General features: G+C 64.1%; 19 protein-coding genes and 2 rRNA genes (1 of these 21 only partly in view). 3 read left to right on the forward strand and 18 right to left on the reverse strand.

Annotated elements, in window-relative coordinates; genetic code table 11:
• Positions 1-9: 9 nt before the first annotated feature.
• Positions 10-852, forward strand: a complete 843-nt coding sequence (gene nadC, locus NH8B_RS14640; RefSeq protein ID WP_014087992.1) for a carboxylating nicotinate-nucleotide diphosphorylase — start codon at positions 10-12, stop codon at positions 850-852.
• A 313-nt stretch (positions 853-1,165) separates the two neighbouring features.
• On the opposite strand, the gene NH8B_RS14645 is transcribed toward nadC, so the two are convergent.
• From NH8B_RS14645 to NH8B_RS14680, 8 genes are all read right to left on the reverse strand, one after another.
• Positions 1,166-1,783, reverse strand: coding sequence for a CoA pyrophosphatase (locus NH8B_RS14645; protein ID WP_014087993.1), 618 nt, complete (start codon positions 1,781-1,783; stop codon positions 1,166-1,168).
• Between the two features lie 5 nt (positions 1,784-1,788).
• Positions 1,789-2,430, reverse strand: coding sequence for a trimeric intracellular cation channel family protein (locus tag NH8B_RS14650; RefSeq protein ID WP_014087994.1), 642 nt, complete (start codon positions 2,428-2,430; stop codon positions 1,789-1,791).
• A gap of 64 nt (positions 2,431-2,494) precedes the next feature.
• Positions 2,495-3,751 carry a transcription termination factor Rho gene (gene rho, locus NH8B_RS14655; RefSeq protein ID WP_008954265.1) on the reverse strand — a complete coding sequence of 419 codons (1,257 nt, stop codon included), beginning with the start codon at positions 3,749-3,751 and terminating at the stop codon, positions 2,495-2,497.
• A gap of 124 nt (positions 3,752-3,875) precedes the next feature.
• Positions 3,876-4,202 (reverse strand): thioredoxin TrxA, encoded by a 327-nt coding sequence (gene trxA / locus NH8B_RS14660; protein WP_008954264.1) that lies wholly within the window; start codon positions 4,200-4,202, stop codon positions 3,876-3,878.
• Between the two features lie 128 nt (positions 4,203-4,330).
• A complete protein-coding gene (locus NH8B_RS14665; RefSeq protein ID WP_014087995.1) occupies positions 4,331-5,899 on the reverse strand; it encodes an ABC transporter ATP-binding protein in 1,569 nt (522 codons plus the stop codon).
• A 1-nt stretch (position 5,900) separates the two neighbouring features.
• Positions 5,901-6,920, reverse strand: a complete 1,020-nt coding sequence (locus tag NH8B_RS14670; RefSeq protein ID WP_014087996.1) for an ABC transporter permease — start codon at positions 6,918-6,920, stop codon at positions 5,901-5,903.
• Positions 6,917-7,972 (reverse strand): microcin C ABC transporter permease YejB, encoded by a 1,056-nt coding sequence (locus NH8B_RS14675; protein ID WP_014087997.1) that lies wholly within the window; start codon positions 7,970-7,972, stop codon positions 6,917-6,919. Before NH8B_RS14675 ends, NH8B_RS14670 begins: the two co-directional genes overlap by 4 nt.
• Positions 7,972-9,771 (reverse strand): extracellular solute-binding protein, encoded by a 1,800-nt coding sequence (locus tag NH8B_RS14680; protein ID WP_014087998.1) that lies wholly within the window; start codon positions 9,769-9,771, stop codon positions 7,972-7,974. The genes NH8B_RS14675 and NH8B_RS14680 overlap by 1 nt, the downstream gene beginning before the upstream one ends.
• A 230-nt stretch (positions 9,772-10,001) precedes the next feature.
• Here NH8B_RS14680 and fabI point away from each other — a divergent pair, with 230 nt between their 5' ends.
• Positions 10,002-10,790 (forward strand): enoyl-ACP reductase FabI, encoded by a 789-nt coding sequence (fabI, locus tag NH8B_RS14685; protein ID WP_008954259.1) that lies wholly within the window; start codon positions 10,002-10,004, stop codon positions 10,788-10,790.
• Between the two features lie 306 nt (positions 10,791-11,096).
• On the opposite strand, the gene NH8B_RS14690 is transcribed toward fabI, so the two are convergent.
• From NH8B_RS14690 to NH8B_RS14710, 5 genes are all read right to left on the reverse strand, one after another.
• Positions 11,097-13,076, reverse strand: a complete 1,980-nt coding sequence (locus NH8B_RS14690; RefSeq protein WP_041703013.1) for a methyl-accepting chemotaxis protein — start codon at positions 13,074-13,076, stop codon at positions 11,097-11,099.
• Between the two features lie 251 nt (positions 13,077-13,327).
• A complete protein-coding gene (locus NH8B_RS14695; protein ID WP_014088000.1) occupies positions 13,328-15,874 on the reverse strand; it encodes a cation-translocating P-type ATPase in 2,547 nt (848 codons plus the stop codon).
• Between the two features lie 10 nt (positions 15,875-15,884).
• Positions 15,885-16,694 (reverse strand): DUF2182 domain-containing protein, encoded by an 810-nt coding sequence (locus tag NH8B_RS14700; protein ID WP_232503474.1) that lies wholly within the window; start codon positions 16,692-16,694, stop codon positions 15,885-15,887.
• Positions 16,695-16,713: 19 nt separating this feature from the next.
• Positions 16,714-17,349: a DUF1326 domain-containing protein gene (locus tag NH8B_RS14705; RefSeq protein ID WP_014088002.1), complete on the reverse strand. Its 636-nt coding sequence runs from the start codon at positions 17,347-17,349 to the stop codon at positions 16,714-16,716.
• A gap of 186 nt (positions 17,350-17,535) precedes the next feature.
• Entirely contained in the window at positions 17,536-17,907 is a 372-nt protein-coding gene (locus tag NH8B_RS14710; protein ID WP_014088003.1) for a cysteine-rich CWC family protein, read from the reverse strand.
• Between the two features lie 126 nt (positions 17,908-18,033).
• On the opposite strand from NH8B_RS14710, the gene NH8B_RS14715 reads away from it, so the two are divergent.
• Positions 18,034-18,606, forward strand: a complete 573-nt coding sequence (locus NH8B_RS14715) for a cysteine hydrolase family protein (RefSeq protein ID WP_232503475.1) — start codon at positions 18,034-18,036, stop codon at positions 18,604-18,606.
• A gap of 50 nt (positions 18,607-18,656) precedes the next feature.
• On the opposite strand, the gene NH8B_RS14720 is transcribed toward NH8B_RS14715, so the two are convergent.
• The 5 genes from NH8B_RS14720 to NH8B_RS14740 all read right to left on the reverse strand — a co-directional run.
• The gene (locus NH8B_RS14720; RefSeq protein ID WP_014088005.1) at positions 18,657-19,685 is read right to left on the reverse strand and encodes an adenosine deaminase; all 1,029 of its coding nucleotides are present in this window, start codon (positions 19,683-19,685) and stop codon (positions 18,657-18,659) included.
• A 67-nt stretch (positions 19,686-19,752) separates the two neighbouring features.
• Positions 19,753-20,976, reverse strand: a complete 1,224-nt coding sequence (locus NH8B_RS14725; protein WP_014088006.1) for a branched-chain amino acid ABC transporter substrate-binding protein — start codon at positions 20,974-20,976, stop codon at positions 19,753-19,755.
• Between the two features lie 140 nt (positions 20,977-21,116).
• Positions 21,117-24,734 carry a trifunctional transcriptional regulator/proline dehydrogenase/L-glutamate gamma-semialdehyde dehydrogenase gene (gene putA / locus NH8B_RS14730; protein ID WP_014088007.1) on the reverse strand — a complete coding sequence of 1,206 codons (3,618 nt, stop codon included), beginning with the start codon at positions 24,732-24,734 and terminating at the stop codon, positions 21,117-21,119.
• Positions 24,735-25,340: 606 nt separating this feature from the next.
• Positions 25,341-25,454, reverse strand: a 5S ribosomal RNA gene (rrf, locus tag NH8B_RS14735).
• 118 nt (positions 25,455-25,572) lie between these two features.
• Positions 25,573-26,511 (reverse strand): 23S ribosomal RNA (locus tag NH8B_RS14740); it runs 1,952 nt beyond the window's last position.

The raw sequence follows: 26,511 nt of genomic DNA on the forward strand, positions 1-26,511 counted from the left end.
GAACGCCCGATGCCAGTCCTGCCCCCTCATCACCTCATCGCCCAACAAGTCGGCCTCAGCCTGACCGAAGACATCGGCGGCTGCGACTGGACCGCCATGCTGATCGACGACCACGCCAGCGGCCGGGCCACGGTGCTAGCGCGCGAGGAGGCCGTCGTCTGCGGGCAGGCCTGGTTCGAGGAAACCTTCCGCCAAGTCGACGCGCGCTGCCGCATCGACTGGAAAGTCGAGGAAGGTGCACGCGTCACGGCCAATACCGTACTGTGCGAGATTGCCGGTCCGGCGCGCTCCCTGCTCACCGCCGAGCGCACCGCGCTCAACTTCCTGCAGTTGCTCTCGGCGGTGGCGACCCAGACCCGGCGCTACGTCGACGTGGTGGCCGGCACCGCCGCCCGCATCCTCGACACTCGCAAGACGCTGCCGGGACTGCGCCTGGCGCAGAAATACGCCGTCACCGTGGGCGGCGGCGACAACCAGCGCATCGGCCTCTACGATGGCATCCTGATCAAGGAGAACCACATCATGGCCGCCGGCGGTATTCGCCAGGCGCTGGAGCAGGCCTGCCGCCTGGCGCCGGCCGGCGTCAGCGTGCAGGTGGAAGTGGAAACACTGGGAGAGCTGAACGAAGCGCTCGAAGCCGGCGCCAAGCTGGTGCTGCTGGACAATATGTCGCTGGACGACATGCGCGCAGCGGTACGCCTGAGCGCCGGGCGCGCCCAACTGGAAGCCTCGGGCGGGGTCGAGCTGACGACGGTGCGGGCGATTGCCGAAACCGGCGTCGATCGCATCTCGGTCGGCAAGCTGACCAAGGACGTCGAGGCAATCGACCTGTCGATGCGCTTTCAGCTCTGAGAGCTGTTAACAAAACCCTCTTGGTGTTGTTATGCTCGCGTGCGAATCTCGGGAGAGACTCACACGCGAGCGCTTGCTGTACCACTTGCATGTAGCTTTGCAGAAACTTCGGCTGCACCTCAGTTTTCTGCGCCCGCACGCCTAGCCAAGACCGCTATGCTGGATTTTGTTAACGGCTCAAAGCACGTCAGGAGGAGTGAAGGGTTCCGCAGCCGAAACCCTCCAGTGATGGGTTGCGCTGTGCCCACCGATCTTATGATCTGACGCCGGCTCCTTCCACGTCGAGAACGGCGTCTGGGCTACAGACTTAAGATCAGAGCGCTGCCGCGCCGGGGTTGAGGATGGCGGACAGCTGCCGCAGCATGGCCGCGGTGGCACCCCAGACACGATGCGGGCCGTAGGTCAGGGACAGATAGACGCCGGCCATGCCGTCGCGTACGTAGCTGTGACGTTCGTACTGGCGAGGGTCCAGCACCAGCTTGAGTGGCACCTCGAAGACCTCGGCCACCTCGGATGGCTCGGGCGCCAGTGCCAGGGGCGGCACCAGCAGGCCGACTACCGGCGTCACCCGGAAGCGCGTGATGGTGATGTAGTCGGGCAGTGTGCCCAACACGTCGACGCCGGCTTCGGCCAACCCGACCTCTTCCCGTGCCTCGCGCAGCGCCGCGTGTACCGCGCTCGGGTCGTGCGGATCGATCTTGCCACCGGGAAAGCTGACCTGCCCGGCATGCGTCGAGAGCGCGTCGTTACGCCGTGTCAACAGCACCGCCGGCGCCTCGGCGTGCCACACCAAGGGCACCAGCACCGCGGCCGGGCGCTCCGCGCCGGTAGCGGGCCGCTGCGGCAGATCGCCGCCCACGACGGTTTCCCAGTCGCCGGCCAGGCGGGACCGAATCCACTGCCTGGCGTCCTCCACATCGCTCGGAAACATCTTACTCACCCCCTGCGTCTGCCGCTACGAACCTTGGGCAGGGCCAATTCTCGCCAGTGCGCCAGCAGACGCACACCCAACCCCACAATAAAGAGTAGCTGCAGCGTCAAAACGTTCACCATCCCCAAGGCATCCATGGCAAACAGGGCGGCGGCAATCAGAATCGCCACCATGCCGTAGAAGTCCCGGTGCAGGATGAAGGGGATATCGTTGACCATCATGTCGCGCACCACCCCGCCCCCCACGGCGGTGACGAAGCCCAACAGCACGACGCCGAAGGCATTCAGATCCAGGCTCAGGCCGACCTGGGCGCCGCTCATGCTGAATGCCACCAGGCCGATCGAATCGGCGATCAGGAACAAGCGGCCGAAGGTGGCGCTCTCGCGCCGGTGCAGGCCGGCCAGCCAGGACAGCAGCAGTGTCGCCGCAATGACGATCAGGTTAGTGTAATCATAGAACACCAGCGGGATGCGGCTGACCAGCACGTCGCGCAGGATGCCGCCGCCGATGGCGGTCAACAGCGCCACGATCAGGATGCCCAAGAGGTCGAGCTGCTTGCGCACCCCGACCAGGTAGCCGGAAAAGGCGAAGGCCACGGTGCCGATGCCGGCAAACCATGGCATGGAAGCAAAACGACTCAGTTCCATGGCTTTCTCGGATAACAAAACGCCGGACTCGAAAGCCCGGCGCTGCTGGTGAATGGCGGTCGCTTCAGCGACGCATGGAATCGAAGAACGCGAGGTTGTTCTTGGTCGCGCGCATCTTGTCCTGCAGGAATTCCATCGCCTCGAGATCGTCCATCGGGTAGAGCAGCTTGCGCAGCACCCAGATGCGTTGCAGCTGGTCCTGCGGAATCAGCAGCTCTTCACGGCGGGTGCCGGAGCGGTTGATGTTGATCGCCGGGAAGATACGCTTCTCGGCCATGCGGCGGTCGAGGTGGATCTCCATGTTGCCGGTACCCTTGAACTCCTCGTAGATCACGTCGTCCATGCGCGAGCCGGTATCGATCAGCGCGGTGGCGATGATGGTCAGCGAGCCGCCCTCCTCCACGTTGCGCGCGGCGCCGAAGAAACGCTTCGGGCGCTGCAGCGCGTTGGAGTCGACACCACCGGTCAGCACCTTGCCGGAGGCCGGGATCACGGTGTTGTAGGCGCGTGCCAGACGGGTGATCGAGTCGAGCAGGATCACCACGTCCTTCTTGTGCTCGACCAGTCGCTTGGCCTTTTCGATCACCATCTCGGCAACCTGCACGTGGCGCGTGGCCGGCTCGTCGAAGGTGGACGACACCACTTCGCCGCGCACCGAGCGGGTCATCTCAGTCACTTCTTCCGGACGCTCGTCGATCAAGAGCACGATCAGCTCGACTTCCGGATGGTTGGCGGTGATGGCGTGCGCCAGGTTTTGCAGCATCACGGTTTTACCGGACTTCGGCGGAGCCACCAGCAAACCACGCTGGCCCTTGCCGATCGGCGCAATCAGATCGATCACGCGGCTGGTGATGTTCTCTTCGGCACGGATGTCGCGCTCCAGCACCAGACGCTCGGTCGGGAACAGCGGCGTCAGGTTCTCGAACAGGATCTTGTGCTTGGCGTTCTCCGGCGGGCCGCCGTTGACCTTGTCCACCTTCACCAGTGCAAAGTAGCGCTCGCCGTCTTTCGGGGTGCGGATTTCGCCCTCGATCGAGTCGCCGGTATGCAGGTTGAAGCGGCGGATCTGGCTCGGGCTGACGTAGATGTCGTCCGGGCCGGCCAGGTACGAGGAATCCGGGCTGCGCAGGAAACCGAAACCATCCGGCAGCACCTCCAGCGTACCGTCTCCGAAAATGCTCTCGCCTTTCTTGGCCTGGTTCTTCAGCAGGGCAAAAATCAGGTCTTGCTTGCGCAGGCGGTTGGCGCCGTCGATCTCGTTGGCAATGGCCTTCTCAACGAGTTCGGTAACAGGAAGGTGTTTTAGATCAGATAAGTGCATGGCAGCCGTGGTCGACTCGAATACGGATTAAGCGGGAGTGCTCGACAAGGAGTGTGAAGCGGATACGGAGCGGGCGACAGTGATGTCGCCCGCTGGTGAAGAATTTGACAGAAGGATAGGCGGTTTAAATGTGGCTGTCAATAAACGCCGTCAGCTGGCTCTTGGCGAGCGCGCCGACCTTGGTGGCAACCACGTTGCCGTCCTTGAAGATCATCAGCGTCGGGATGCCGCGAATGCCGAATTTCGGCGGAGTCTGCTCGTTCTGGTCGATGTTCAGCTTCACCACTTTCAGGCGGCCGTCGTACTCTTTCGACACTTCGTCCAGGATAGGGGCGATCATCTTGCACGGACCGCACCACTCGGCCCAGTAATCGACCAGCACCGGGCCTTGGGCCTTCAGTACGTCCTGCTCAAAAGAATCGTCGGTCACGTGCTGGATCAGATCGCTCATATCTTCCTCTCGATGGTTTTGTCTTGTTGCCGGCAAACGGCATGGCACAAGGGATGGTAGCAAGCACGGACCCCAGGGGCAACCCTACCGGCTTCATGCCAATAATAATGAGGCTGGGCACCGTGCTTTCAAGTCCCCAGCAGGGCCGCCGCGAGCAAATCGCGGGTGTAGGGCTGGCTGGGCGCCTCGAACACGCGCCGCGTCGGCCCGGATTCGACCACCTTGCCGTCCTTCAGCACCAGCACCTCGTGCGCCACGGCGCGGATCACCGCCAGGTCGTGGCTGATGAAGAGGTAGCTCAGGCCGTACTTGTGCTGCAGCCGGCGCAGCAATTGCAGCACCTGTTTTTGCAGAGTGGCGTCGAGCGCGCTGGTCGGCTCGTCGAGCAGGATCAGCTTGGGGCGCAGCACCAGGGCGCGGGCGATGGCGATGCGCTGGCGCTGCCCGCCGGAGAACTCGTGCGGGTAGCGGTCGACGCTGTCGGCGGCCAGCCCGACTTCGGTCAGGGTATCGAGCACGCGTTGGCGTCGCGCCGTCTCATCCAGTTCGGGAAAGTGCAGCGCCACGCCCTCGCCGACGATCTGGCCCACGGTCAGGCGCGGCGACAGCGAGGCGAACGGGTCCTGGAACACCACCTGGTAGTCGCGACGCGAGGCGCGCAGGGCCTGCCCGCTGAGCGTGTCGAGCCGGGTGCTGTCGAGCGTGACCTGCCCTTCCGCCTGGATCAGCCGCATCAGCGCCAGCCCGAGCGTGGTCTTGCCGGAGCCGGACTCGCCGACGATGCCGAGGGTGCGTCCGGCGGGGACGCCGAGACTGATGCCGTGCAGCACCGGGGTGACGGTCTTGCCGAACCAGCCGCGGCGGCGGCTGAAGGCGACCCGGATCGACTCGGCCTGCAGCCGTGGCGCGGCCTGACCGGGGGCGTCGTCCAGGGTGTCGGGACGGCTCGCCAGCAGCTCGCGCGTGTAGGGGTGTGCGGGTTGGCCGAACACCTCGGCCACCGTCCCCGTTTCGACCACTTCGCCGTCCTTCATCACCGCCACGCGGTCGGCGAAGCGCCGCACCAGGTTGAGGTCGTGGGTGATGAACAGCACCGCCATGCCGAGGTCGCGCTGCAGTTCGTCGAGCAGGGCGAGAATCTGCGCCTGCACCGTGACGTCGAGCGCGGTGGTGGGCTCGTCGGCAATCAGGAGCTTGGGCTGGCAGGCCAGCGCCATGGCGATCATGGCGCGCTGGCGCTGGCCGCCGGAGAGCTGGAAGGGATAGGCGTCGACCTTGATGTCCGGGTCGGGGATGCCGGTACGCGCCAGCAGTTCGATGGCCCGCTGCCGCGCCGCGCGCGGCGCCAGCCCGAAGTGCTGGCTCAGGGTCTCGATGATCTGGTTGCCGATGGTGTACACCGGGTTGAGGGCCGACATCGGCTCCTGGAAAATCATCGCCATCTCGCGCCCCCGCAGCTGGCGCAGGCGGCGTTCGGGCACGCCGAGCAGTTCCTCGCCGTTGAAACGGACCGCGCCGGACAGCGTCACGTCCGGATTGAGGCGCATCAGCGCCTGCGCGGTGACGGTCTTGCCGGAACCGGATTCGCCCACCAGCGCCACCTTTTCACCGGCGCGCACGGTGAAGCTCACGCCGCGCACCGCGACGCGGGAGCCGAAACCGGCGTGCAGGTTTTCTACCGACAGCAGTTGGTCCATGTCAGCCCTTGCGTGTATCGAGTGCCGAGCGCAGCCCCTCGCCGATGAAGATCAACAACAGCAGCGTGACGGTGAGCACGGTGAAGGTGGAGAGTGCGATCCACCAGGCGTCGAGGTTGTCCTTGCCCTGCGCCAGCATCTCGCCCAGGCTCGGCGTGCTGGCTGGTACCCCGAGGCCGAGGAAGTCGAGACTGGTGAGCGCCAGGATGGCGCCGCTGACGCGGAACGGCAGGAAGGCCAGCACCGGCGTCAGGCTGTTGGGCAGCACGTGGCGCCACATGATCTGGCGATCGGCAAGCCCGAGCGAGCGCGCCGCCAGCACGTAGTCCATCTGGCGGTTCTTCAGGAACTCGGCGCGCACGTAGTCGGCGAGCCCCATCCAGCCGAACAGCGCCAACAGCACCAGCAGCAAGGTCAGGCTGGGGTTGAAGAACGACGACAGGATGATCAGCAGGTAGAGCTCGGGCAGGCTGCCCCAGATCTCGATCACACGCTGCAGCGTGAGGTCGAGTCGGCCGCCGAAATAGCCCTGCAGTCCGCCCAGCACGATGCCGACCAGCGTGCCGACCACGGTCAGCGCCAGCGCGAACAGCACCGACAGCCGGAAACCGTAGATCAGCCGCGCCAGCACGTCGCGGCCGCGGTCGTCGGTGCCGAACAGGTTGGCCGAAGACGGTGGCGCCGGGTTGGGGGCCTTGGCGAAATAGTTGAGCGTGTTGTAGCTGTAGGGGTTGGGCGCGAACACGGCGAAATTACCGTTGGCGGAGAGCCGGTCGCGGATGTAGGGATCGAGGTAGTCGGCCGGGGTATCGAAATCGCCGCCGAACACCGTCTCGTTGTACTCGAACAGCACCGGGTAGTAGAACTCGCCCTGGTAGCGCACCACGAGCGGCCGGTCGTTGGACAGCAGTTCGGCGCCCAGCGTGAGCACGAACAGGATGGCGAACAGCCACAGGCTGACATAGCCGCGGCGGTTGGCCTTGAAGCGGCGCCAGGCGCGCTGGCCGGGAGTCAGACTCATTGCCCGCCCTCCTCGAAGCTGACGCGCGGGTCGACCAGCACGTAGGACAGGTCCGACAGCAGCTTGGCCACCAGCCCCATCAGCGTGAACACGTAGAGCGAGCCCATCACCACCGGGTAGTCGCGGCGGATCACCGACTCGTACGACAACAGCCCCAGCCCGTCGAGCGAGAACAGCGTCTCGATCAGCAGGCTGCCGCTGAAGAAAGCGCCGATGAACGCCGCCGGAAAACCGGTGATGAGCGGAATCAGCGCGTTGCGGAACACGTGCTTGTAGAGGATGCGCCGCTCGGACAGGCCCTTGGCGCGCGCGGTGTAGACGTACTGGCGACGGATTTCCTCGAGGAACACGTTCTTGGTCAGAATCGTCATCACCGCCAGGTTGCCCACCACCGAGGCGGTCACCGGCAGCGTGATGTGCCACAGGTAGTCGAGCACCTTGTCGAGCGGCCCCAGGTCGGCCCAGTTTTCGCTGACCAGCCCGCGCAGCGGGAACAGTTGCCAGAAGCTGCCGCCGCCGAACAGCACCAACAGCGCCACCCCCAGCACGAAACCGGGAATGGCGTAGCCGACCAGGATCACCGTGCTGGTGAAGAGGTCGAACGGCGAGCCGTCGCGCACCGCCTTGCTGACGCCGAGCGGGATGCAGACCAGGTAGGTGATGAAGAAGCTCCACAGCCCGATGCTCATCGACACCGGCAGCTTGGACACGATCAACGCCCACACCGACTCGTGGTGGAAGAAGCTCTCGCCCAGATCGAAGCGGGAAAACTTCACCAGCATGTCGCCGAAGCGCTGCAACGCCGGCTTGTCGAAGCCGTACTGCGCCTTGAGCGCGGCCAGCTCCTCCGGGCTCAGCCCGGCACGGCCCTTGAACGGACTGTTGCCGCCGCCCTGCGCCGCCTCGCCGGCGACGCCGGCGTGGGTCAGCTGCTGCACCATCTGCTCCACCGGCCCGCCGGGCACGAACTGGATGATGGCGAAGGTGATGGCGAGGATGCCCACCAGGGTCGGGATCATCAGCAGCAAGCGCTTGAAAATGTAATGCCACATCAGCGTGCCTCCTGCGGTTTGTCCCACCAGGTCTCGATCGCCCAGCTGGTGGCGTCGTAGTAGCGCGGCAGGCGGGAAGGTTGGCCGAAGCGGTTCCACCAGGCTGCCCGGTGGTAGGGAATGTGCCAGTTCGGCACCACGTAGCGGCCGACGCGCAGCACGCGGTCGAGTGCCCGGCTGGCGGCGATCAGGTCGCGGCGCGTCTTGAAGTGCAGGAAGTTCTGCAACAGCGCGTCGACCGCCGGGTCGGCCACGCCGGCCCAGTTGCTCGAACCGGGCGTGCGCGCCGCCTCGCTGCCGTGATAGCCCAGCTGCTCGTTGCCCGGGCTCTGGCTGGCGCCGTACACCACCACGGTGGTGTCGTAGTCGAAATCGTTGAGACGGCGCTGGTAGATGGCCGGGTCGACCACGCGCACCGTCAGCGTGATGCCGAGCTTGGCCAGATGCTTCTGCCACGAGGCGACGATGCGCTCGTAGGTACGTGAATAGGACAGGAATTCGAACTCGAACGGCTGCCCCTGCTTGTCCACCAAGCGCCCACCTTGGTAGCGCCAGCCTGCCTGGTAGAGCAACTGGCGGGCCTGGCGCAGGTTGGTGCGTACGCCGTAGCGGCCACCAACCTTGGGCGGTTCCACTGCAGGGCCGAACACCTCGGGGTCGAGCTTGCGGCGCAAGGGGTTCAGCAGCGCCAGCTCGTCCGGCCCCGGCAACCCCGTGGCCGCCAACTCGCTGTTGGTGAAATAGCTGTCGCTGCGCTGGTACTGGCCGTAGAACAGCTGGCGGTTGGTCCATTCGAAGTCGAACGCCAGCGTCAGCGCCTCGCGCACGCGTTTGTCGCGGAACAGCGGCCGGCGCAGATTGAACACGAAGCCCTGCATGCCGGCCGAGCTGCCGTGCGGCAGCGTCTTCTTGACGATACGGCCATCCTCGAACTTGCTGCCGAGGTAGCCGCGCGCCCACTGCTTGGCGACGTTTTCCACCGACAGGTCGAACTCCCCGGCCTTGAACGCCTCCAGCCGCGCCGTCTCGTCCTTGTAGTAGCGGTAGAGAATGGTGTCGAAGTTGTACATGCCGCGCCGCACCGGCTCGTTGGCCGCCCAGTACGCCGGGTTGCGCCTAAAGCGGGAGAACTTGCCCTGATCGTACTGTTCCAGCAGGTAGGGGCCGGAGCCGATCGGCGCTTGCAGCACGCGGTCGCCCAGCTTGGTGCCGGGCGGCAGCCACTTGTGCGAGAACACCGGCAGCTGGGCGATGATCAGGTGCAACTCGGCGTTGCGGCGCTTGAAGTCGAAGCGCACGTTGGCGGCGTCCACCACCACGGCGCGCGCCACGTCGGCCCAGTAAAAACGGTACGACGGCGAGGCGGTCGGGTCACGCGTCAACGTGTCGAACGAGAACTTGACGTCCTCGGCCGTGACCTTGTCGCCGTTGGAGAAGCGCGCGCGCGGATTGAGGTGGAAGCTCACCGACAGCCCATCGTCGGCGAGCCGGATGTTGTCGGCGAGCAGCCCGTACACGGTGAACGGCTCCTCCTCGCCCTGCGTCATCAGCGTCTCCACCACCAGCGTCCCGACCCCCGCCTCCTTGTCGCCCTTCAGGGTAAACGGGTTGAGCGTGTCGAAACTGCCCAGCGCCGGCAGCACCAGCCGCCCGCCCTTGGGCGCGGCCGGATTGACGTAATCGAAATGAGTGAAGTTCGGCGGGTATTTCGGCGCGTAGCCCAGCGCCAGCGCCGGCGCCCCCACGGCCAGCCGGGCCAGCAACACCCCCACCACCCCTATCAGCAGCAAAATACGCATGTCACCTTCTTGTTCTGATCCGGCCGCCCCCTGGCGGACCGGCCCGAGAATGCTCTGAACCGTCGTCGCCCGGCGCAGTTCCCGGCGCCATGACGGCATGCTGTCGCTGTTTTACCCTAGGCTACCGCGCTTGAAAACCAAAAAAATCGGCCTCGCAGCCTCGTCCGACTGTCAGGCAGGGCACAGCCTTGGTTATAATGCGGCCCTGTTTACACCGTGAAGGACTCAAGATGGGCTTCCTGCAAGGCAAAAAAATTCTTATTACCGGCATGATCTCCAACCGTTCCATCGCCTACGGCATTGCCCAGGCCTGTCATCGTCAAGGCGCGGAACTGGCGTTCACCTACGTGGTGGACAAGTTGGAAGATCGTGTGCGGGAAATGGCCGCCGACTTCGGCAGCAAACTGGTGTACCGCTGCGACGTGCAGAACGATGCCGACATCGAGCAACTGTTCGTGGATCTGGGCAAGGATTGGGACGGCCTGGACGGCTTGGTGCACGCCATCGCCTTCGCCCCGCGTGAATCGCTGGAAGGCGACTTCCTCGACGCCCTGAGCCGCGAAGCGTTCCACACCGCCCACGACGTGTCCGCCTACAGCTTCCCGGCGCTGGCCAAGGCTGCCCGCCCGATGATGAAGGGCCGCAATGGCGCCCTGCTGACCCTGTCCTACCTCGGCGCCGTGCGCGCCATCCCGCACTACAACGTGATGGGCCTGGCCAAGGCCAGCCTGGAAGCCTCGGTGCGATTCCTGGCCGCCAGCGTCGGCAAGGACGGCATCCGCGCCAACGGCATCTCCGCCGGCCCGATCAAGACCCTGGCTGCTTCCGGCATCTCGGGCTTCTCCAAGCTGCTGTCGATCGCCGCCAACCAGTCCTGCCTGCGCCGCAACGTGACCACCGAAGAAGTCGGCAACACCGCCGCCTTCCTGCTGTCCGACCTGGCCTCCGGCATCACCGGTGAGATCACCTACGTCGACGGCGGTTTCAACATCAACTCGATGAACGTGCCGGAAGAGTAAGTACTCGGCGGGTACGTGCGGTGCAGAAACGGGGGGGCGCTGCTCATAAAATGCCATGACCGTTTTAAAAACGATGGCATTCTGTTCCGGCAGCACCCAGTGAGCTTTGACCACCCGAAATTCTGATCATCTGCACCACCCTATCGGGGCATCAATTCAAGATTGATGCCCCTTTTTATTGCTTCCCGACCCAAGCGGTAAATGACCACCCGCGCCCCTCGCCAAGCCGTCAGCGGGGGACGACCAGCGGGAGGAGACCGCATCCCCCCTAGCCGAGCACCGGGAAAACGGCAGGAAATCGAGCACTCACACCATGGCGATACGGTACTGGCTGACCGCCTGGGCCAGGCGCCCCGATAGCTGGTCAAGACTCTCGGCGTGGCTGCTATTGCTGTTTGCCACAACGCTGTTTTCCTCGGTCATTCTGGCGATTTGCTCGATGTTCTGCGCAATGCCGCGCAAGGCCTGATCCTGCTCTTCGATCGCCCCGACAATATTCAGCATGTGTTGCGAGATCCGTTGCGACCCCTCGTCGATATGCCCCAAGCCCTGTTCGCTGGCGCTGACCGACTGCAAGCTGATCTGGGAGAGTTGGTCGGCTCGCTGCATACCGCTGACGGTGGTATCGATGCGCTGCTGCACCGCCTGTATCAGTACGGCAATCTCGCCGGTCGCCGCAGCGGTGCGTACCGCCAGGCTCCTGACCTCATCCGCCACCACGGCGAAACCACGCCCCATATCGCCGGCCCGTGCCGCCTCGATGGCCGCATTGAGCGCCAGCAGATTGGTCTGCTCCGCAATCTCCTTGATGACATTAATGATGCCGCCGATTTGTTTGGAACTGTCGTCGAGCAAGCTGATGTTACCGCTCGACTCGTGGATCTGGGCCGCAATCTGCCTGACCTGCTGTACGGTTTCATGCATCACGTGCAGGGCCTGGCCCGTTTCGGTCCGGGTCTGATACACCAGTTCCATCACCGAACGAGCGCTGCCGGCCACTCCGCTCATACTGACCGACGTCTGCTCCACCGCGGCCGCCACCGAAGAGGTCGCTTCAAACTGTAGCTGCGCGCTTTGCTTCACCTGCACGCTGCTCCCTGCCAGTTGCGAGGCGACCGCCCCCATGTTCTGGCCGCAACTCTGCGTATCCTGGATCAGGCGCGAGAAAGACTGCAGCATATGGTTGAAGGCGGTCGCGATCTGCCGGGCTTCGAGCACGCCCTTGGCCGAAACCGTGCGGGACAGGTCGCGGTTGGCGACGGTTTGCTCGACCGCATCGGCGACATTCAACAGGGGGCGGCCGATACTGCGCCCGACCCACATCCCGACCAGGGCAGTCAACAGCATGGTCATTCCCCCTGCCACGACCACGAACCACAGCTGGCGCCACGCCAATTCCTCCTGGGCCTGCGTCTGGGCCTGGATATTGGCCGTCAACTGCTGCTCGACGGTAAACAGGGCATCGATTTTGGCGGTGATGGCAACGAACCACTGCTCCGCATTGACCCCGAAGCCGCCCTCGGCGAAATGCAGCGCCATTACATCGCGGAATTGCTGCACCTGGCGTGCTTGCGGGCTTTGCATGACTTTGGCGACGCCCGCCACCTCGTCCGGTTTGGCCAGCGCAGTGAACACCTCCAACAGAATATTCTGGCTATCAATCTTCGACAGGATCAGACGGTACTGCGGCCACGCCACGTGATCGCCGATAAATACCGGCACTGACAATGCCCGTTCCAGACCGGCATTTTCCTTGGCCAAAATCAGCGTTTGATAGGCCTGTAAACGACGCACGATATCGGCCTGATCGTTTTGCAGTCCCAAGGCGGTAATATTTTTGAGCAGCTGCGCAATAGTATGGGTGAAATACGTCGAGCTTTCACCCGGCAGTATATTTTTCTGGGTAATTTTGTAACGCCAGTCCGCCAGTTTCTGTAACGGCCCTTGCACATCCTGGATCATCGACGGGTCAAGCAACGCCCGGTCTTGCGAAATGGCGTCTCGATAAGCCTGGAAGTTGCGATCGGAGGCTTGCCGAATGCTCGGTAACTTGTCGGCAAACTTGGCCCCATGCGACTGCAAAAAACCAGCCGATGCGCCGCGCTCTATTTGTAATGTGTGGATCAGATTACCCGTCGAGATGGCCACTTCCATCAGCTGCCGTGTCGTCCTGGCTTTTTGGTACTGGGTATAGTTTTGCCAGATCAGCAAAAGAGAAAAACAAGACAACACCAGCAAGGGCACTAGCATAAGTAGTACCAGCCGCTTTCCAATGGTCGAAAACATGATGTACCGCCATCCATAATATGTTATCCGTATAAATATTATGGAAAGTACATCCATTTAAAATTGAGGCAAATCAAACCAATGAGTAACGTAAAACACTTTACATTTCTTGTTTAAATAAAGCCCCACATAAAAAACTTTTTTTACCATATCTGGCCAGAATCCTTAATCAGAATTCTGCCCCCCTCTCGGAGCATCGAGTCGTGTGGCTTTCTCGGGCAGGGACGAGGCCAGGCAACGCCTAAGACAGGCTAGGACCCCAGCGGGTCTTTGGCTTGCCTAACCACCCCGGCCAGCAGATAAATGACGCTGGCCGCGAGCAGGCAGTAGAGGTACTGCCATGGCGTCACCGCTCCGAAATGGAACAAGGCGGCCAGCGGGGCCAGCTGGGTCACCAGCAGCAGCATGGCGAGGGTGAGGCCGACCACCCACCACAAGGCGCGGTTCTGCTCCTGGCGCAGCGCGCCGGGGTGGCGATTGCGGAAGACCAGGCTCAGGTTGCCCATCACCAGCGTCTGGAACGCCATGCTGCGCGCCGCGTCCGTTGCGCTGCCCAGGCGCATCGCCGCGGCATACAGCGCCAGCACGCCGACAAACAGCACGCCCCCTTGCCACAGACTGCGCGCCAGTCTGCGCGGCGAGAACAGCGGCTCGCCCACCACCCGTGGCGGACGGCGCATCACGCGGGGATGGGCGGCTTCGTTCTCGAACACGATGGAGCCGACCGGGTCGATCACCAGCTCCAGAAACACCACGTGCGCCGGTGCCAGCAGCAGCGGCCAGCCCAGCACCAACGGCACCACGGTCAGGCCGATCAGGGGAACGTGCACGGCGATCACGTAGGTGACCGCCTTCACCAGATTGTCGTAGATACGCCGCCCCTGGCGCATCGCGGCGACGATGGCGGTGAAGTTGTCGTCGAGCAGGATCAGCGCCGCCGCCTCGCGCGCCACCTGGGTACCGCGCCGCCCCATGGCGATGCCGATATGCGCCGCGCGCAGCGCCGGGGCGTCGTTGACGCCGTCGCCGGTCATCGCCACCACCTCGCCGTTGGCCTTGAGCGCCTCGACCAGACGTAGCTTCTGGTGCGGCCGCACGCGGGCAAAGACCTCGGCCTGCTGCACCACCCCGCGCAGCGCCGCGTCGTCCAGTTGCTCCATCATGTCGCCGCTGACCACCAGGGCATCGTCAATGCCGGCCTGGCGTGCCACCGCCTGCGCCGTGACGGGATAGTCCCCGGTGATCATCACCAGCCGCACCCCGGCCTCGCGGCACTGGGCGATGGCCTCGGGCACCTCGGTGCGGACCGGGTCGGCCAGGCCGACCAGACCGAGGAATTCGAAATCGAAATCGTGCTGCCTCTCGGGCCATTCCACGCCGTCATGCCGGGCCTTGGCCACCGCCAGCACGCGCAGGCCTTGTTCGGCCAACGTTTCGACCTCGCGCAGCAGTTGCACGCACTGCGCCTCGGGCAGGTGGCACAGGTCAAACACGGCCTCCGGCGCGCCCTTGCTGGCGACCGGGTAGTAGTCGCGGTCCGGCGCGATCCAGCCGTGGCTCATCGCCTGCAACTGCGGCGTCAGCTCGTACTCCTGGGTCAGCGCCCAGTCCGGGCGCAGGTGCTCGGTGCCGGCCAGGTAGCTGTGGCCGAAGTGGTGGAAGGCCCGCTCCATCGGGTCGATCGGGTCGATCTCGCTGGCCAGGATCAGGTATTCGAGCAGTTCGTGGTAAGGCTCGTCGAGCGTGGAGAGGGCGTCGTCGACCACCAGCGTGCGGCCGTCGACGTAGAGCTGGCGCACCGCCATGCGGTTATGGGTCAGGGTGCCGGTCTTGTCGACGCACAGCACGCTGGTCTGCCCCAGCGTCTCGATGGCGTTGAGGCGCCGTGTCAGCACGCGGTCATGAGCCAGACGGCGTGCACCCAGCGCCATGAACACGGTCAGGATCACCGGGAACTCCTGCGGCAAAAGGCCCATTGCCAGCGTGATGCCGGCCAGCAGACCCGCGAGCCAGTCGCCGCGGGTGATCCCGTACAACAGCAGCACGACCAGGCTCAACATCAGCCCATAGATGGCCAGCTCGCGGACAAAACGACGCGTTTCCTGCTGCAGCGGGGAGATGGGCTGCTCGATCGTGCCCAGCATCTTGCCGATCTTGCCCAGCTCGGTCTCGAGGCCGGTGGCACAAACGCGCATCACCCCCTGCCCCTGCACCACCTGCGAACCGGCGTAGGCAAAGGGCGTATCGTCGCCCCCCGGGCCACCGGCCCGGCTCGTGCCGGCGAGCCCTGCCAGCTTGCGCACCGGCACCGATTCGCCGCTCAGCAGCGACTCGTCGAGCGACAGCTCGTTGGCCACCAGCAGTTCGCCGTCGGCCGGCACCCTATCACCTTCGCCGATCAACACGATATCGCCCGGCACCAGTTCGGAGGCGGCGACGGTTTTCTGCACCCCGCCACGGCGCACCACGGCGCGCGGGCTCGCCAGTTCGCGCAGGGTTTCCAGCACGCGCTCGGTGCGCCGCTCCTGCAGCACCGTCATCAGCACGATGACCAGCACGAACCCCAGCAACAGCAGCGCCTCGCGAACATCGCCCAGCAGCAGGTAGATCGACCCCGCCACCAAGAGCAGCAGGAACATCGGTTCGCGCAGGATTTCGCACGTCAGCCGCCACAAGGTACGGCGCGGTTCGACAAACAGGGTGTTGGGACCGACCCGGGCCAGCGTCGCGGCGGCCTCGGCGTCGCTCAGGCCATCTGGGCCGTGATTGGCGGCAGCAAGGGGGCTCTCCGGAGACATCGTGGCGGACTCAGTGCAGCCAGAGCACCGCCCCCCAGGCCATCAGCAGGGCACCGCTCAGGCGCCCTCCCCAACGGCCGAGCGGCAGCAGTTTTTCCAACAGCACGAAGACGCTGAGCAGCGCCACCCACAGCAGGTTCATCACCCCGACCACGAACAGCAGCCCCATCACCGCCCAGCAGCAGCCCAGGCAGTACAGGCCATGCAGCAACCCCATCCGCAACGCCCCGGCGGCACCGGGACGCCAGTGCCCCATGACGAAACCGAGCGGAGAGCGGCAGTGGCCGAGGCAGGCCTGCTTGAGCGGCAGCCACTGGTAGATACCCGCCAGCATCAGGATGCCGCCGCCCAGCCAGACATTGGCACTGGCGAGTTCGGGTGTCAGCAGGGCGGCCTGGTCCAGCGCCCATTGCAGCGCCGTGGCGGCGATGCTGAAGCCGCTCCACACCAGCAGGTAGGCGGAGGAGAACAGCGCCACCTGCCCGGCGGCGGCACGGCGCGACTGCCGCTGGCCCGCCACCAGCAGGTACAACAGGATCATCGGCAAGGCGCTGGGCAGCATCATGCCGACCATCATCGTCGCCCACATGGCCCAGGTCAGCAGGAAGTCGGCCGGCTGCCACGGCATCGCCATCGGCCCGGTCATCACCATGCCGGCCATCCCCGCCATGCCCATCGCCGGCATGTTCTGGCTCAGTCGCCACAGCGCCAGCCAGGCCAGCCCGGCCACCCCGAGCAGGCACAGCAACACCGGCCACTGCTCCGGGCGCAACCGGTCGCGCAGCGGCGGCGCGGCGACGGCCGGTTCGGATGGCGGCATGCCGTTCATCGACACGGGTTCAGCGCACCACACCGTGGCCCGTCATGTGCAGGCGCGCGAAGTGCGCGTGTCCTTTCGGGGAAGCAATGGCAAGGGCACCGTGGGTGGCGAAGTGGCCACTGCCCATTTCGGCTTCGGTGAACTCGAAGCCGTCCGGCAACGTCAAGCGCGCCCGCTGCGCCATGCCGGTCACCGGGTTGTGAATCGGCTCGCCGCTCGCCTCCAGCACGCCGGCAATCGACGTCGTGGCCAGCCGGTTATCGGGGTCGACCGCAAACGAGATCGGCACGAACTGCGGCTCGTACAGCTGGCTCAGCGTGGTGCTGAAGATCTGGAACACGTTAGCGCCGGGGTCGGAATGCTGCCCGGACAGAATGGTCAGCAGCGCCTCGCGCTGCGCCGGGCTGGCCTTGTCTTCGATATAGATCTGGCAGCTGCCGTTACCCTGGTGGATGGCACCGGGCCAGGCGAAGACGCCGACCCAGCACAAGCCGTCCAGATTGACCTCGCCAAACTGTCCCTGGTCGATACGCATCGACACCACCGCCTCGCATTTACCCTGCGTCGGCGGCGAACTGAACTGGCAGGGGCAACCCCAGTTGCAATTGCAGGTGGCAAACTCGACGCCCTGCAGGCGCCATTCGATCATGTCCATCACACCCTCCTGTCCGGCTTGCGCCATCGCACTACGCTTTGGTGTTCACTTTAAAGCTAGCAGATGGCATCGCCGACAGCGGCCGGAACAAGGCGTACCGGCAGGAAATATCGAGCGGCGGATGATACGCGCACGGGCAGTCGGCGGTGACCCTGCCCGCATCGGGTGATACGACGACGGTGGTGCTCAGAACGGTGCGGACAAGCCGCGCGCGGCGTAGGCTTGGCGCAGGGTGTCGCGCAGGCAGGAAGGACACAGGCAATCGCCGCCGCTCGGCACGAGCGGCAGCACCGCCGGCAGCTCGCTGCACCAGCAGCCCCCATCCGGCCCGCCTTCGCCACAGCGAAACGCCGCCCCGCAGCGCTGGCAGTGCTTGCCGACCACCAGTAGCGGCAAGGCCAGCAGCCGGGCCCATACCGCCTGCTTCTGCATCTCGTCGAAGCCCGACCAGCCGGCAATCTCATCCAGCGTGCGGCGGCAGCCGCGACAGCTCTGGCCGGCGTCGTCGAGCCGGCATTGCTGGATGCAAGGCGATGGAATCGGCTTGCTGGTGCTCATCGGCATCCTCCGAAGAAATTTTGTCGCGGACAGAAGGCAACGCCTCGGGCAAGGCGGCTTGGCCCTGTTGCCATGACAGGGCATGGGGCATCGCTTATGCTGGAACGCCCTGCCCCGGAGCTGTCCATGACCGCGATCGCCCTGCCCGCCCCCAGTGCGCTGTTGCTGATCGACCTGCAACGCGCCATCGACCACCCCGACTGGGGGGTGCGCAACAACCCGCACGCCGAAACCCGCATGCAGGCGCTGCTGACGCGTTGGCGCCAGCGCGGCTGGCCGGTGATCCACGTGCGCCACGACTCGCTGGAAACCGGCTCGCACTATCGCCCCGGTCAGCCGGGGCACGCCTTCAAGGCAGGCTTCGAGCCGCAAGCGGACGAACTGATCATCGCCAAGCACACCAACAACGCCTTCGTCGGCACCAATCTCGAACAGCGCCTGCGTCGCGCCGGCCTGCACTCGCTGGTGGTGCTCGGGGTCATCACCAACAACTCGATCGAGGCCACCGTGCGCATGGCCGGCAACCTCGGCTTTCGCGTGCAACTGCCGGCGGATGGCTGCTTCACCTTCAACCGCCGCGACTGGAACGGCGTCGAGCGCAGCGCCGACGAGGTGCACGCGATGAGCCTGGCCAACCTGGACGGCGAGTACTGCTCCGTCACCGATTGTGCCACGCTGCTGGCCGCACTCGGGCAATAACCAAGGTTGGCCGAAAGCCGCTTCGGCCAACCCGCGATGCCAAGACCCCATCAGGCCGCCAGCCACTCCGCGTGAATACGCTTCACCTCGGCCAGCCAGCGCTGCTTGTCATCCTCGGCGAGCCAGCTCGCCTCGAAGCTGTTGTTGACCAGCGTCACCACCTCGCCCGCGCTCAGATCGAGCGCCTGGCGGCAGGCCAGCAGGTTGGCGTTGAGATAGCCGCCGAAATAGGCCGGGTCGTCGGAATTCACCATCGCCTTCAGACCCGCCTGCAGCAGCTGGCGCAGATTGTGTCGGGCCAGCTCGTCCACCACCTTCAGGCGCACGTTGGACAAGGGGCACACCGTCAACGGCATCCCGGCTTCGGCCAACCTTTTCACCAGTGCCGGGTCTTCCAGGCTGCGCACACCGTGATCGATCCGACAGACCTTGAGCAGCTCCAGCGCCTCCCACACGTACTCGGGCGGCCCCTCCTCGCCGGCGTGCGCCACGCACGGCTTGCCCAGTTCGTGGCAGCGCGCGAACAGCACGGCGAACTTGGACGGCGGATGGCCCAGCTCGCTCGAATCGAGCCCGAAGCCGTCGATCCGGTCGAGGTGCGGCAAAGCCTCGGCCAGCGTGGCGAAGCCCTCGTCCTCGGACAGGTGGCGCAGGAAGGACAGGATCAGGCGCGAGCTCATACCCCACGCGCGGCCGGCCTCGTCCAACGCCTCGCGGATGCCGTCCAGCACGGTGGCGAAGGGAATGCCGCGTGCGGTGTGCGTCTGCGGGTCGAAGAAAATCTCGACGTGCACCACGTTGTCGGCATGGGCACGCTGCAGGTAGGCGCGGGTCAGCTCGTAGAAGTCCTGCCGCGTCTGCAGCACGCCGGCCCCGGCGTAGTAGAGGTCGAGAAAGGACTGCAGGTTGCTGAAATCGTAGGCGGCGCGCAGTGCCTCGACGCTGGCGTAGGGCAGGCTGATGCCGTTGCGCTGCGCCAGCGCGAACATCATTTCCGGCTCCAGCGTGCCCTCGATATGCAGGTGCAGTTCGGTCTTGGGCAAACGGCGGATCAGATCGTCGACATCCTGATGGGCCATGATCGTTCTCCAATAAAAAACGGCGCAGTATACACTGCGCCGTTGCGGTTTCCTGAGCCAGGAAGGATTACTGAGCAGCCGAAGCGGCGGCCGGAGCAGCCGGGGCAGCCCCACCACCGATGGTCTGCATAACCTTCCACTGGCCACCTTCCACCTTGTAGACGGTGATACCACCATCCTTCAGGTCACCCTTGTCATCGTAGGTCCAGTTGGACGACGTCACGCCAGAGTACTTGATCTTGGCCAGAACCGGCATGTACGCCTTCGGATCGGAAGAGTTGGCGTCTTTCATGGCCTGGATCAGGGCACGGGTCGCATCGTAGCCGTACGGGGAATAGGTGGCGACGTCCATCTTGAAGCGCGCCTTGTAGCGGGCTTCATAGTCCTTGCCCTTCGGCATCTGGTCCAGCGGCAGACCGGCCAGGGAGGCGATCGAGCCTTCGGCTTCCTTGCCGGCCAGTTGCAGGAAGGTCGGGGTCTTGGTCATTTCACCCGAGATCAGCGGGGCCTTCAGACCCAGACGCTTCATCTGCTTGGCCATCGGGGCGGACTGGGCGTCGGCGCCACCATAGAAGACCACGTCCGGGCTCACCCCCTTGATCGAGGTAAGAATGGCGGCAAAGTCGGTGGCCTTGTCGTTGGTGAATTCGCGCTTGACGACTTCACCACCGGCTGCCTTGACCGCCTTTTCGAACTCGTCGGCCAGGCCTTGGCCATAGGCCGTGCGATCGTCAACGATAACGACCTTCTTGGCCTTCAGGGTATCCACCACGAACTTGCCCATCACGCTACCCTGCTGGGTGTCGGAGGTCATCGAACGGAAGGTGTTCTTGAAGCCCTGGGAGGTGAACACCGGCGACGTCGCCATGGCGATCATCGGAATACCGGCATCGGAATAGATTTTGGAGGCCGGGATGGCGCAACCGGAGTTGAAATGGCCAATGATACCGACCACCTTGTCGTCCACAAACTTCTGGGCCAGCTGGGTAGCGGTCTTCGGGTCAGCCTGGTCGTCCTGGGCATCCAGCTCGAAGGTTACCGGTTTGCCACCGATGGTCGGCTTCTCGGCGTTGGCGTCTTCGATCGCCAGCGTTACGCCGTTCTTGTATTCCTCACCGTAGTGGGCCTGCGGGCCAGTCAGCGGGGCAGCAAAGCCGATCTTGACCGTTTCGGCAGCCGGGGCGCCACCGGCAGCCTGCTCGGCAGCCGGTTCTTCTTTTTTGCCGCAGGCGGATACCGCGAGGGCGGCAGCTACGGCGAACGAGATCGTGGTCAGCTTGGTCACTTGCATTGTTTTTCCTCTGTTTGTAGTCAGGATTTTTTCCCACACCATGGGGTAACGTGGCGTAGATGTCACTGCAGTTAATAGAAAACGCTTTGTAAAACGTGTGGCGGCATTATTCCAACGCCGCCACCCCATGACAAGCCCGATCAGTCTCCCATGCTCATCAGGCTGGCATTTCCGCCGGCAGCCGTGGTATTTACGCTAACGGCACGCTCCACCACCAGCCGGTGCAAGTTGATAGCGCCCGGTTCCACAGCCAGCAACTGGATCAGCGCGCCGTCACGTGCCGCCAGGCGGCGCTGCAACTGATCGGCCGCCGCGGTCTCGCCGGCAAACAGCACCCCGGCCACCTCGGCTTCGGCCACATCGCGGCTCAGCTCCACGTAACCGTTCAGCTTCGCGGCCAGCTTGCGTGCACCCTCGCCATCCTCCAGCACGGCCCGGTTGCCGGTGGCAAACACCGCGATCAACTGCTGCAGCAGGCCTTCGGTCGAGGACGCCACGCAACCGATCTTACCGCGCGGAGCAAACAGCAACCCGTTATTCTCGCCGGTCGGCCCCGGCAGTTCCACCGCATGCGCCAGCGGCGTGTGCCGGCTCGCCTCGCCCAGCGCCTGACGCAGGCGGGACTGGGTCGACGCATCCAGCCCGAATCCACCCAGCTCGGCGTCGAGCTTCTGCAGCGCCGGCAGCTCAGCCGGTTGCGGGGTCAGCTTCAGCGCCGGCTGCCACTTGGCACGGGTCAGACGATACAGATAGAACGGCCCGCCCGCCTTCGGACCGGTGCCGGACTTGCCCTCGCCGCCGAACGGCTGCACCCCGACCACCGCACCGACGATGTTACGGTTGACGTAGACGTTGCCGACCTTGATGCGCGACACGATGCGGTCGATGGTCTCGTCGATACGGCTGTGGATGCCGTGGGTCAGACCATAGCCGGTGCTGTTGATCTCGTCCACCACGCGGTCGATGTCGGATGCCTCGAAGCGCAACACATGCAGCACCGGGCCGAACACCTCGCGCGTCAGGTCTTTCAGGCTGTCGATTTCGAACATCGTCGGCGGCACGAAGGTGCCCTGCCCGGCATCTTCGGCCAACTTGGTCTGATAGGTCCAGCGCGCGCGCGGCTTCATCTTCTCGATGTGCGCCAGCAGGTTCTGCTGGGCCTCGGCATCGATCACCGGCCCCACATCGGTAGTGAGGTGCGCCGGATTGCCCACGGTCAGCTCGTCCATCGCCCCCTTGATCATGCGGATCACCTTGTCGGCGATGTCGCTTTGCAGGTAGAGCACGCGTAGCGCCGAACAGCGCTGGCCCGCCGAATCGAAGGCCGAGGACAGCACGTCGGTCACCACCTGCTCCGGCAGCGCCGAGCTGTCGACGATCATCGCGTTCTGCCCGCCGGTCTCCGCCACCAACGGCACCTCGCCGCCACGTTGGGCCAGGGTGCGGTGGATGATCTGCGCCACTTCGGTCGAGCCGGTGAAGATCACCCCTTGAATGCGCGGGTCACGCGTCAGCGCCGCACCGACCACCTCGCCTCGGCCCGGCAGCAATTGCAGCACTTGGCGCGGCACGCCGGCCTCGTGGAACAGGCGCACGGCAAACGCCGCGATCAGGCTGGTCTGCTCGGCCGGCTTGGCCAGCACCGGGTTGCCGGCGGCCAGCGCGGCGCTCACCTCGCCGGTGAAGATCGCCAGCGGGAAGTTCCACGGGCTGATACACACCACCGGACCCAGCGGCGCATGGCTGTCGTTCTTGAACTCGGCACGGATCTGGGCGGCGTAGTAGCGGCAGAAATCGACCGCCTCACGCACCTCGGCAATCGCGTTGGTCAGCGTCTTGCCGGCCTCGCGCACCGCCAGCCCCATCAGCGCCGGCATATTGTCTTCCATCAGCGTCGCCATGCGCTCGAGGCAGGCGGCGCGTTCGGCCACCGGCGTGCCGGCCCAGGCCGCGGCAGCGCTTTCGGCCAGATTCAGCGCATGTGCCACGTCGGCCTCGGTCGCTTCATACACCTGGCCGACGACGTCGTTGCGATCGGCCGGATTGCGCACCGGCAGCGGCTTGGCGCTGGTCACCTCGCCATCGCCCAGCAACGGGCAAGCCTGCCAGCTCTGTTTTTCGGAGTCGATCAGGCCCATCTGCAAGGTTGCCAGCAGCTGCTCGTTGGACAGGTCGAGGCCACGCGAATTGGCCCGCTCGCTACCGTACAGTTCCAGCGGCAAAGCAATCTTGGCATGCGGCTGGCCACCATGACGCGCCGCCTCGGCCACCGGATCGCCCACCAGTTCGTCGATCGAGACCGACTCGTCGACAATGCGGTTGACGAACGACGAGTTGGCACCGTTTTCCAGCAGACGGCGCACCAGGTACGCCAGCAGCGTTTCATGCGAGCCCACCGGGGCATAGATACGGCAGGCTCGGCCCAGGTTGGCCGAACCGACCACCTGGTCGTACAGCGTTTCGCCCATGCCGTGTAGGCACTGGAACTCGTAATCCTTGTCGCCGGCCAGCGTGTGAATGGCCGACAGGCTGTAAGCGTTGTGCGTGGCGAACTGCGGATAGATCGCATCCTGGGCCGACAGCAGCTTCTTGGCGCAGGCCAGGTAGGACACATCGGTGTAAACCTTGCGCGTGTACACCGGGTAGCCCGGCAGGCCATCCACCTGAGCACGCTTGATCTCGGCGTCCCAGTAGGCGCCCTTCACCAGACGGACCATGAAACGATGCTTGGTGCGGCGCGCCAGATCGATCAGGAAGTCGATGACATAAGGACAGCGCTTCTGATAGGCCTGCACCACGATACCGATGCCCTCGAAACCGGCCAGGTCCGGATCGTTGGCCAAAGCCTCGACCAGGTCCATCGAGATTTCCAGGCGGTCAGCCTCCTCGGCATCGATGTTCAAACCGATATTGTATTCTTTGGCCTGCAGGAACAGCTGCTTCAGGCGCGGCAGCAGTTCGCCCATCATGCGCTCATGCTTGGCGCGGGCGTAGCGCGGATGGATGGCGGACAGTTTCACCGAAATACCCGGCCCCTGGTAGACGCCACGGCCGTTGGACGCCTTGCCGATGGCGTGGATCGCCATCACGTAATCGTCGAGATAACGCTGCGCGTCCTCCTCGGTCATCGCCGCCTCGCCCAGCATGTCGTAGCTGAAACGGTAGCCGCGCGACTCGCGCTCGACACCGTTGTCCAGCGCCTCGCCGATGGTCTCGCCGGTCACGAACTGCTTGCCCAGCATGCGCATCGCCATGTCCACACCCTTGCGGATCAGCGGCTCGCCACCCTTGGCGATCAGCTTGGTCATCGCCGCCGACAGCCCTTTCGCGCTGTGAGACGCCACCAGCTTGCCGGTCACCAGCAAGCCCCATGCCGCCGCGTTGACGAACAACGACGAGCTATTGCCCAGGTGAGCACTCCAGTCACCCTTGCTGATCTTGTCGCGGATCAGGCGATCGGCCGTCTCCTTGTCGGGAATGCGCAGCAGCGCTTCGGCCAGGCACATCAGGGCGATCCCCTCCTGGCTCGACAGCGAAAACTCGTGCATCAAGGCGTCCACCCCGCTGGCCCGGGTCCGCTCCTTGCGAACACGCGACACCAGACGACGCGCCAGATCCTGAGCCGTACGCACCTCCGCCTCGCTCATCGCCGCCTGCGGCAGCAAAGCCTGTACACACTCCCGCTCGTCCCGGCGGTACGCCGCGGTGATCGCATCCCGGAGAGGCGACTGGGTATGGGCAAACACCTCGAATTGCATCTTGAACTCCTGCTCTATGTATCAGCTTTGGCTAACAATGAATTTTTGCCTATTGTATACATTATTTTTTAACCTTGGCGAAATATAGCGGCGACACGTCAGGAAAGCTGGAAAATCGGTGAAAACGAGCGCAAGTGCCCAGCGAGCAACGCGTCAAATGTTGCATGAAGGCAACGAACAACGCCCTATCGTTGTAGACGAAAATATTGGGATGGGAACAAGGCAACGAAAACAAAGAAGGGAAAAAGCCGGGGAATGGGAAGTAGCGCTAAAGCCACCGGCACCAGCAAACTTGCCCGAACAGCCAAAAATCGATCGGCGCTGCCGTCCATCATCGAGATGCTGTGCCACCACGCCGACCTCTAGGTAATGGTGCACGCCAGCGCCAGGGAGGCGAGGCGGGGCTGCACTTTCGATCCGCCATACGATCAGAGTTTTATTGGGGTACCGTGCTGACAGGACGTCATGACCGGTTCTTCGGCTTTTTTCTTGCCGTCTGCGGAGGGGGAATGAGGAGCCAGCGCCAGCTCGTCGGGACCCCGACGGGCGGTTCGGGCTGTAAACACAAAAACCCCCAGTGCGTGGCACTGGGGGTCTGCATGGGGAGTCTGGCGGTGTCCTACTTTCACACGGCAAGGCCGCACTATCATCGGCGCTAAGGCGTTTCACGGTCCTGTTCGGGATGGGAAGGGGTGGGACCACCTCGCTAAGGCCGCCAGACATAAACTGTCAACAAACGGGAAGAAGCCTGGAAGCCTCTCAGCTTCCATTTCGAATTGGGTAATCGATCGTACGTCGCACACTCTATTCACCGCGTGGCCCAAGCCACTCAAATGATAGGATCAAGCCTCACGAGCAATTAGTATCGGTTAGCTTCACGCCTCACAGCGCTTCCACACCCGACCTATCAACGTCCTGGTCTCGAACGACTCTTCAGGAGGGTCAAGCCCTCAGGGAAGTCTCATCTTCAGGCGAGTTTCCCGCTTAGATGCTTTCAGCGGTTATCTCTTCCGAACTTAGCTACCCGGCAATGCCACTGGCGTGACAACCGGTACACCAGAGGTTCGTCCACTCCGGTCCTCTCGTACTAGGAGCAGCCCCCGTCAAACTTCCAACGCCCACTGCAGATAGGGACCAAACTGTCTCACGACGTTTTGAACCCAGCTCACGTACCACTTTAAATGGCGAACAGCCATACCCTTGGGACCGGCTACAGCCCCAGGATGTGATGAGCCGACATCGAGGTGCCAAACTCCGCCGTCGATGTGAACTCTTGGGCGGAATCAGCCTGTTATCCCCGGAGTACCTTTTATCCGTTGAGCGATGGCCCTTCCATTCAGAACCACCGGATCACTATGTCCTGCTTTCGCACCTGCTCGACTTGTCGGTCTCGCAGTTAAGCCACCTTATGCCATTGCACTATCAGCACGATTTCCGACCGTACCTAGGTGACCTTCGAACTCCTCCGTTACACTTTGGGAGGAGACCGCCCCAGTCAAACTGCCTACCATGCACTGTCCCCGATCCGGATCACGGACCAAGGTTAGAACCTCAAACACACCAGGGTGGTATTTCAAGGACGGCTCCACTGAAACTAGCGTCTCAGCTTCATAGCCTCCCACCTATCCTACACAAGTCTGTTCAAAGTCCAATGCAAAGCTACAGTAAAGGTTCACGGGGTCTTTCCGTCTAGCAGCGGGGAGATTGCATCTTCACAAACATTTCAACTTCGCTGAGTCTCAGGAGGAGACAGTGTGGCCATCGTTACGCCATTCGT

The organism is Pseudogulbenkiania sp. NH8B (assembly GCF_000283535.1).
Classification (GTDB): Bacteria; Pseudomonadota; Gammaproteobacteria; order Burkholderiales; family Chromobacteriaceae; genus Pseudogulbenkiania; species Pseudogulbenkiania ferrooxidans.

Coding starts and splice junctions, on each gene's coding strand:
- NH8B_RS14675 (WP_014087997.1), bottom strand. CDS start 7,972: ATGTGGCATTACATTTTCAAGCGCTTGCTGCTGATGATCCCGACCCTG.
- rho (WP_008954265.1), bottom strand. CDS start 3,751: ATGCACTTATCTGATCTAAAACACCTTCCTGTTACCGAACTCGTTGAG.
- NH8B_RS14680 (WP_014087998.1), bottom strand. CDS start 9,771: ATGCGTATTTTGCTGCTGATAGGGGTGGTGGGGGTGTTGCTGGCCCGG.
- nadC (WP_014087992.1), top strand. CDS start 10: ATGCCAGTCCTGCCCCCTCATCACCTCATCGCCCAACAAGTCGGCCTC.
- NH8B_RS14645 (WP_014087993.1), bottom strand. CDS start 1,783: ATGTTTCCGAGCGATGTGGAGGACGCCAGGCAGTGGATTCGGTCCCGC.
- NH8B_RS14700 (WP_232503474.1), bottom strand. CDS start 16,694: ATGCCGCCATCCGAACCGGCCGTCGCCGCGCCGCCGCTGCGCGACCGG.
- NH8B_RS14670 (WP_014087996.1), bottom strand. CDS start 6,920: ATGAGTCTGACTCCCGGCCAGCGCGCCTGGCGCCGCTTCAAGGCCAAC.
- NH8B_RS14720 (WP_014088005.1), bottom strand. CDS start 19,685: ATGGCCCATCAGGATGTCGACGATCTGATCCGCCGTTTGCCCAAGACC.
- NH8B_RS14715 (WP_232503475.1), top strand. CDS start 18,034: ATGACCGCGATCGCCCTGCCCGCCCCCAGTGCGCTGTTGCTGATCGAC.
- NH8B_RS14650 (WP_014087994.1), bottom strand. CDS start 2,430: ATGGAACTGAGTCGTTTTGCTTCCATGCCATGGTTTGCCGGCATCGGC.
- NH8B_RS14705 (WP_014088002.1), bottom strand. CDS start 17,349: ATGGACATGATCGAATGGCGCCTGCAGGGCGTCGAGTTTGCCACCTGC.
- NH8B_RS14710 (WP_014088003.1), bottom strand. CDS start 17,907: ATGAGCACCAGCAAGCCGATTCCATCGCCTTGCATCCAGCAATGCCGG.
- NH8B_RS14695 (WP_014088000.1), bottom strand. CDS start 15,874: ATGTCTCCGGAGAGCCCCCTTGCTGCCGCCAATCACGGCCCAGATGGC.
- putA (WP_014088007.1), bottom strand. CDS start 24,734: ATGCAATTCGAGGTGTTTGCCCATACCCAGTCGCCTCTCCGGGATGCG.
- trxA (WP_008954264.1), bottom strand. CDS start 4,202: ATGAGCGATCTGATCCAGCACGTGACCGACGATTCTTTTGAGCAGGAC.
- NH8B_RS14665 (WP_014087995.1), bottom strand. CDS start 5,899: ATGGACCAACTGCTGTCGGTAGAAAACCTGCACGCCGGTTTCGGCTCC.
- NH8B_RS14690 (WP_041703013.1), bottom strand. CDS start 13,076: ATGTTTTCGACCATTGGAAAGCGGCTGGTACTACTTATGCTAGTGCCC.
- fabI (WP_008954259.1), top strand. CDS start 10,002: ATGGGCTTCCTGCAAGGCAAAAAAATTCTTATTACCGGCATGATCTCC.
- NH8B_RS14725 (WP_014088006.1), bottom strand. CDS start 20,976: ATGCAAGTGACCAAGCTGACCACGATCTCGTTCGCCGTAGCTGCCGCC.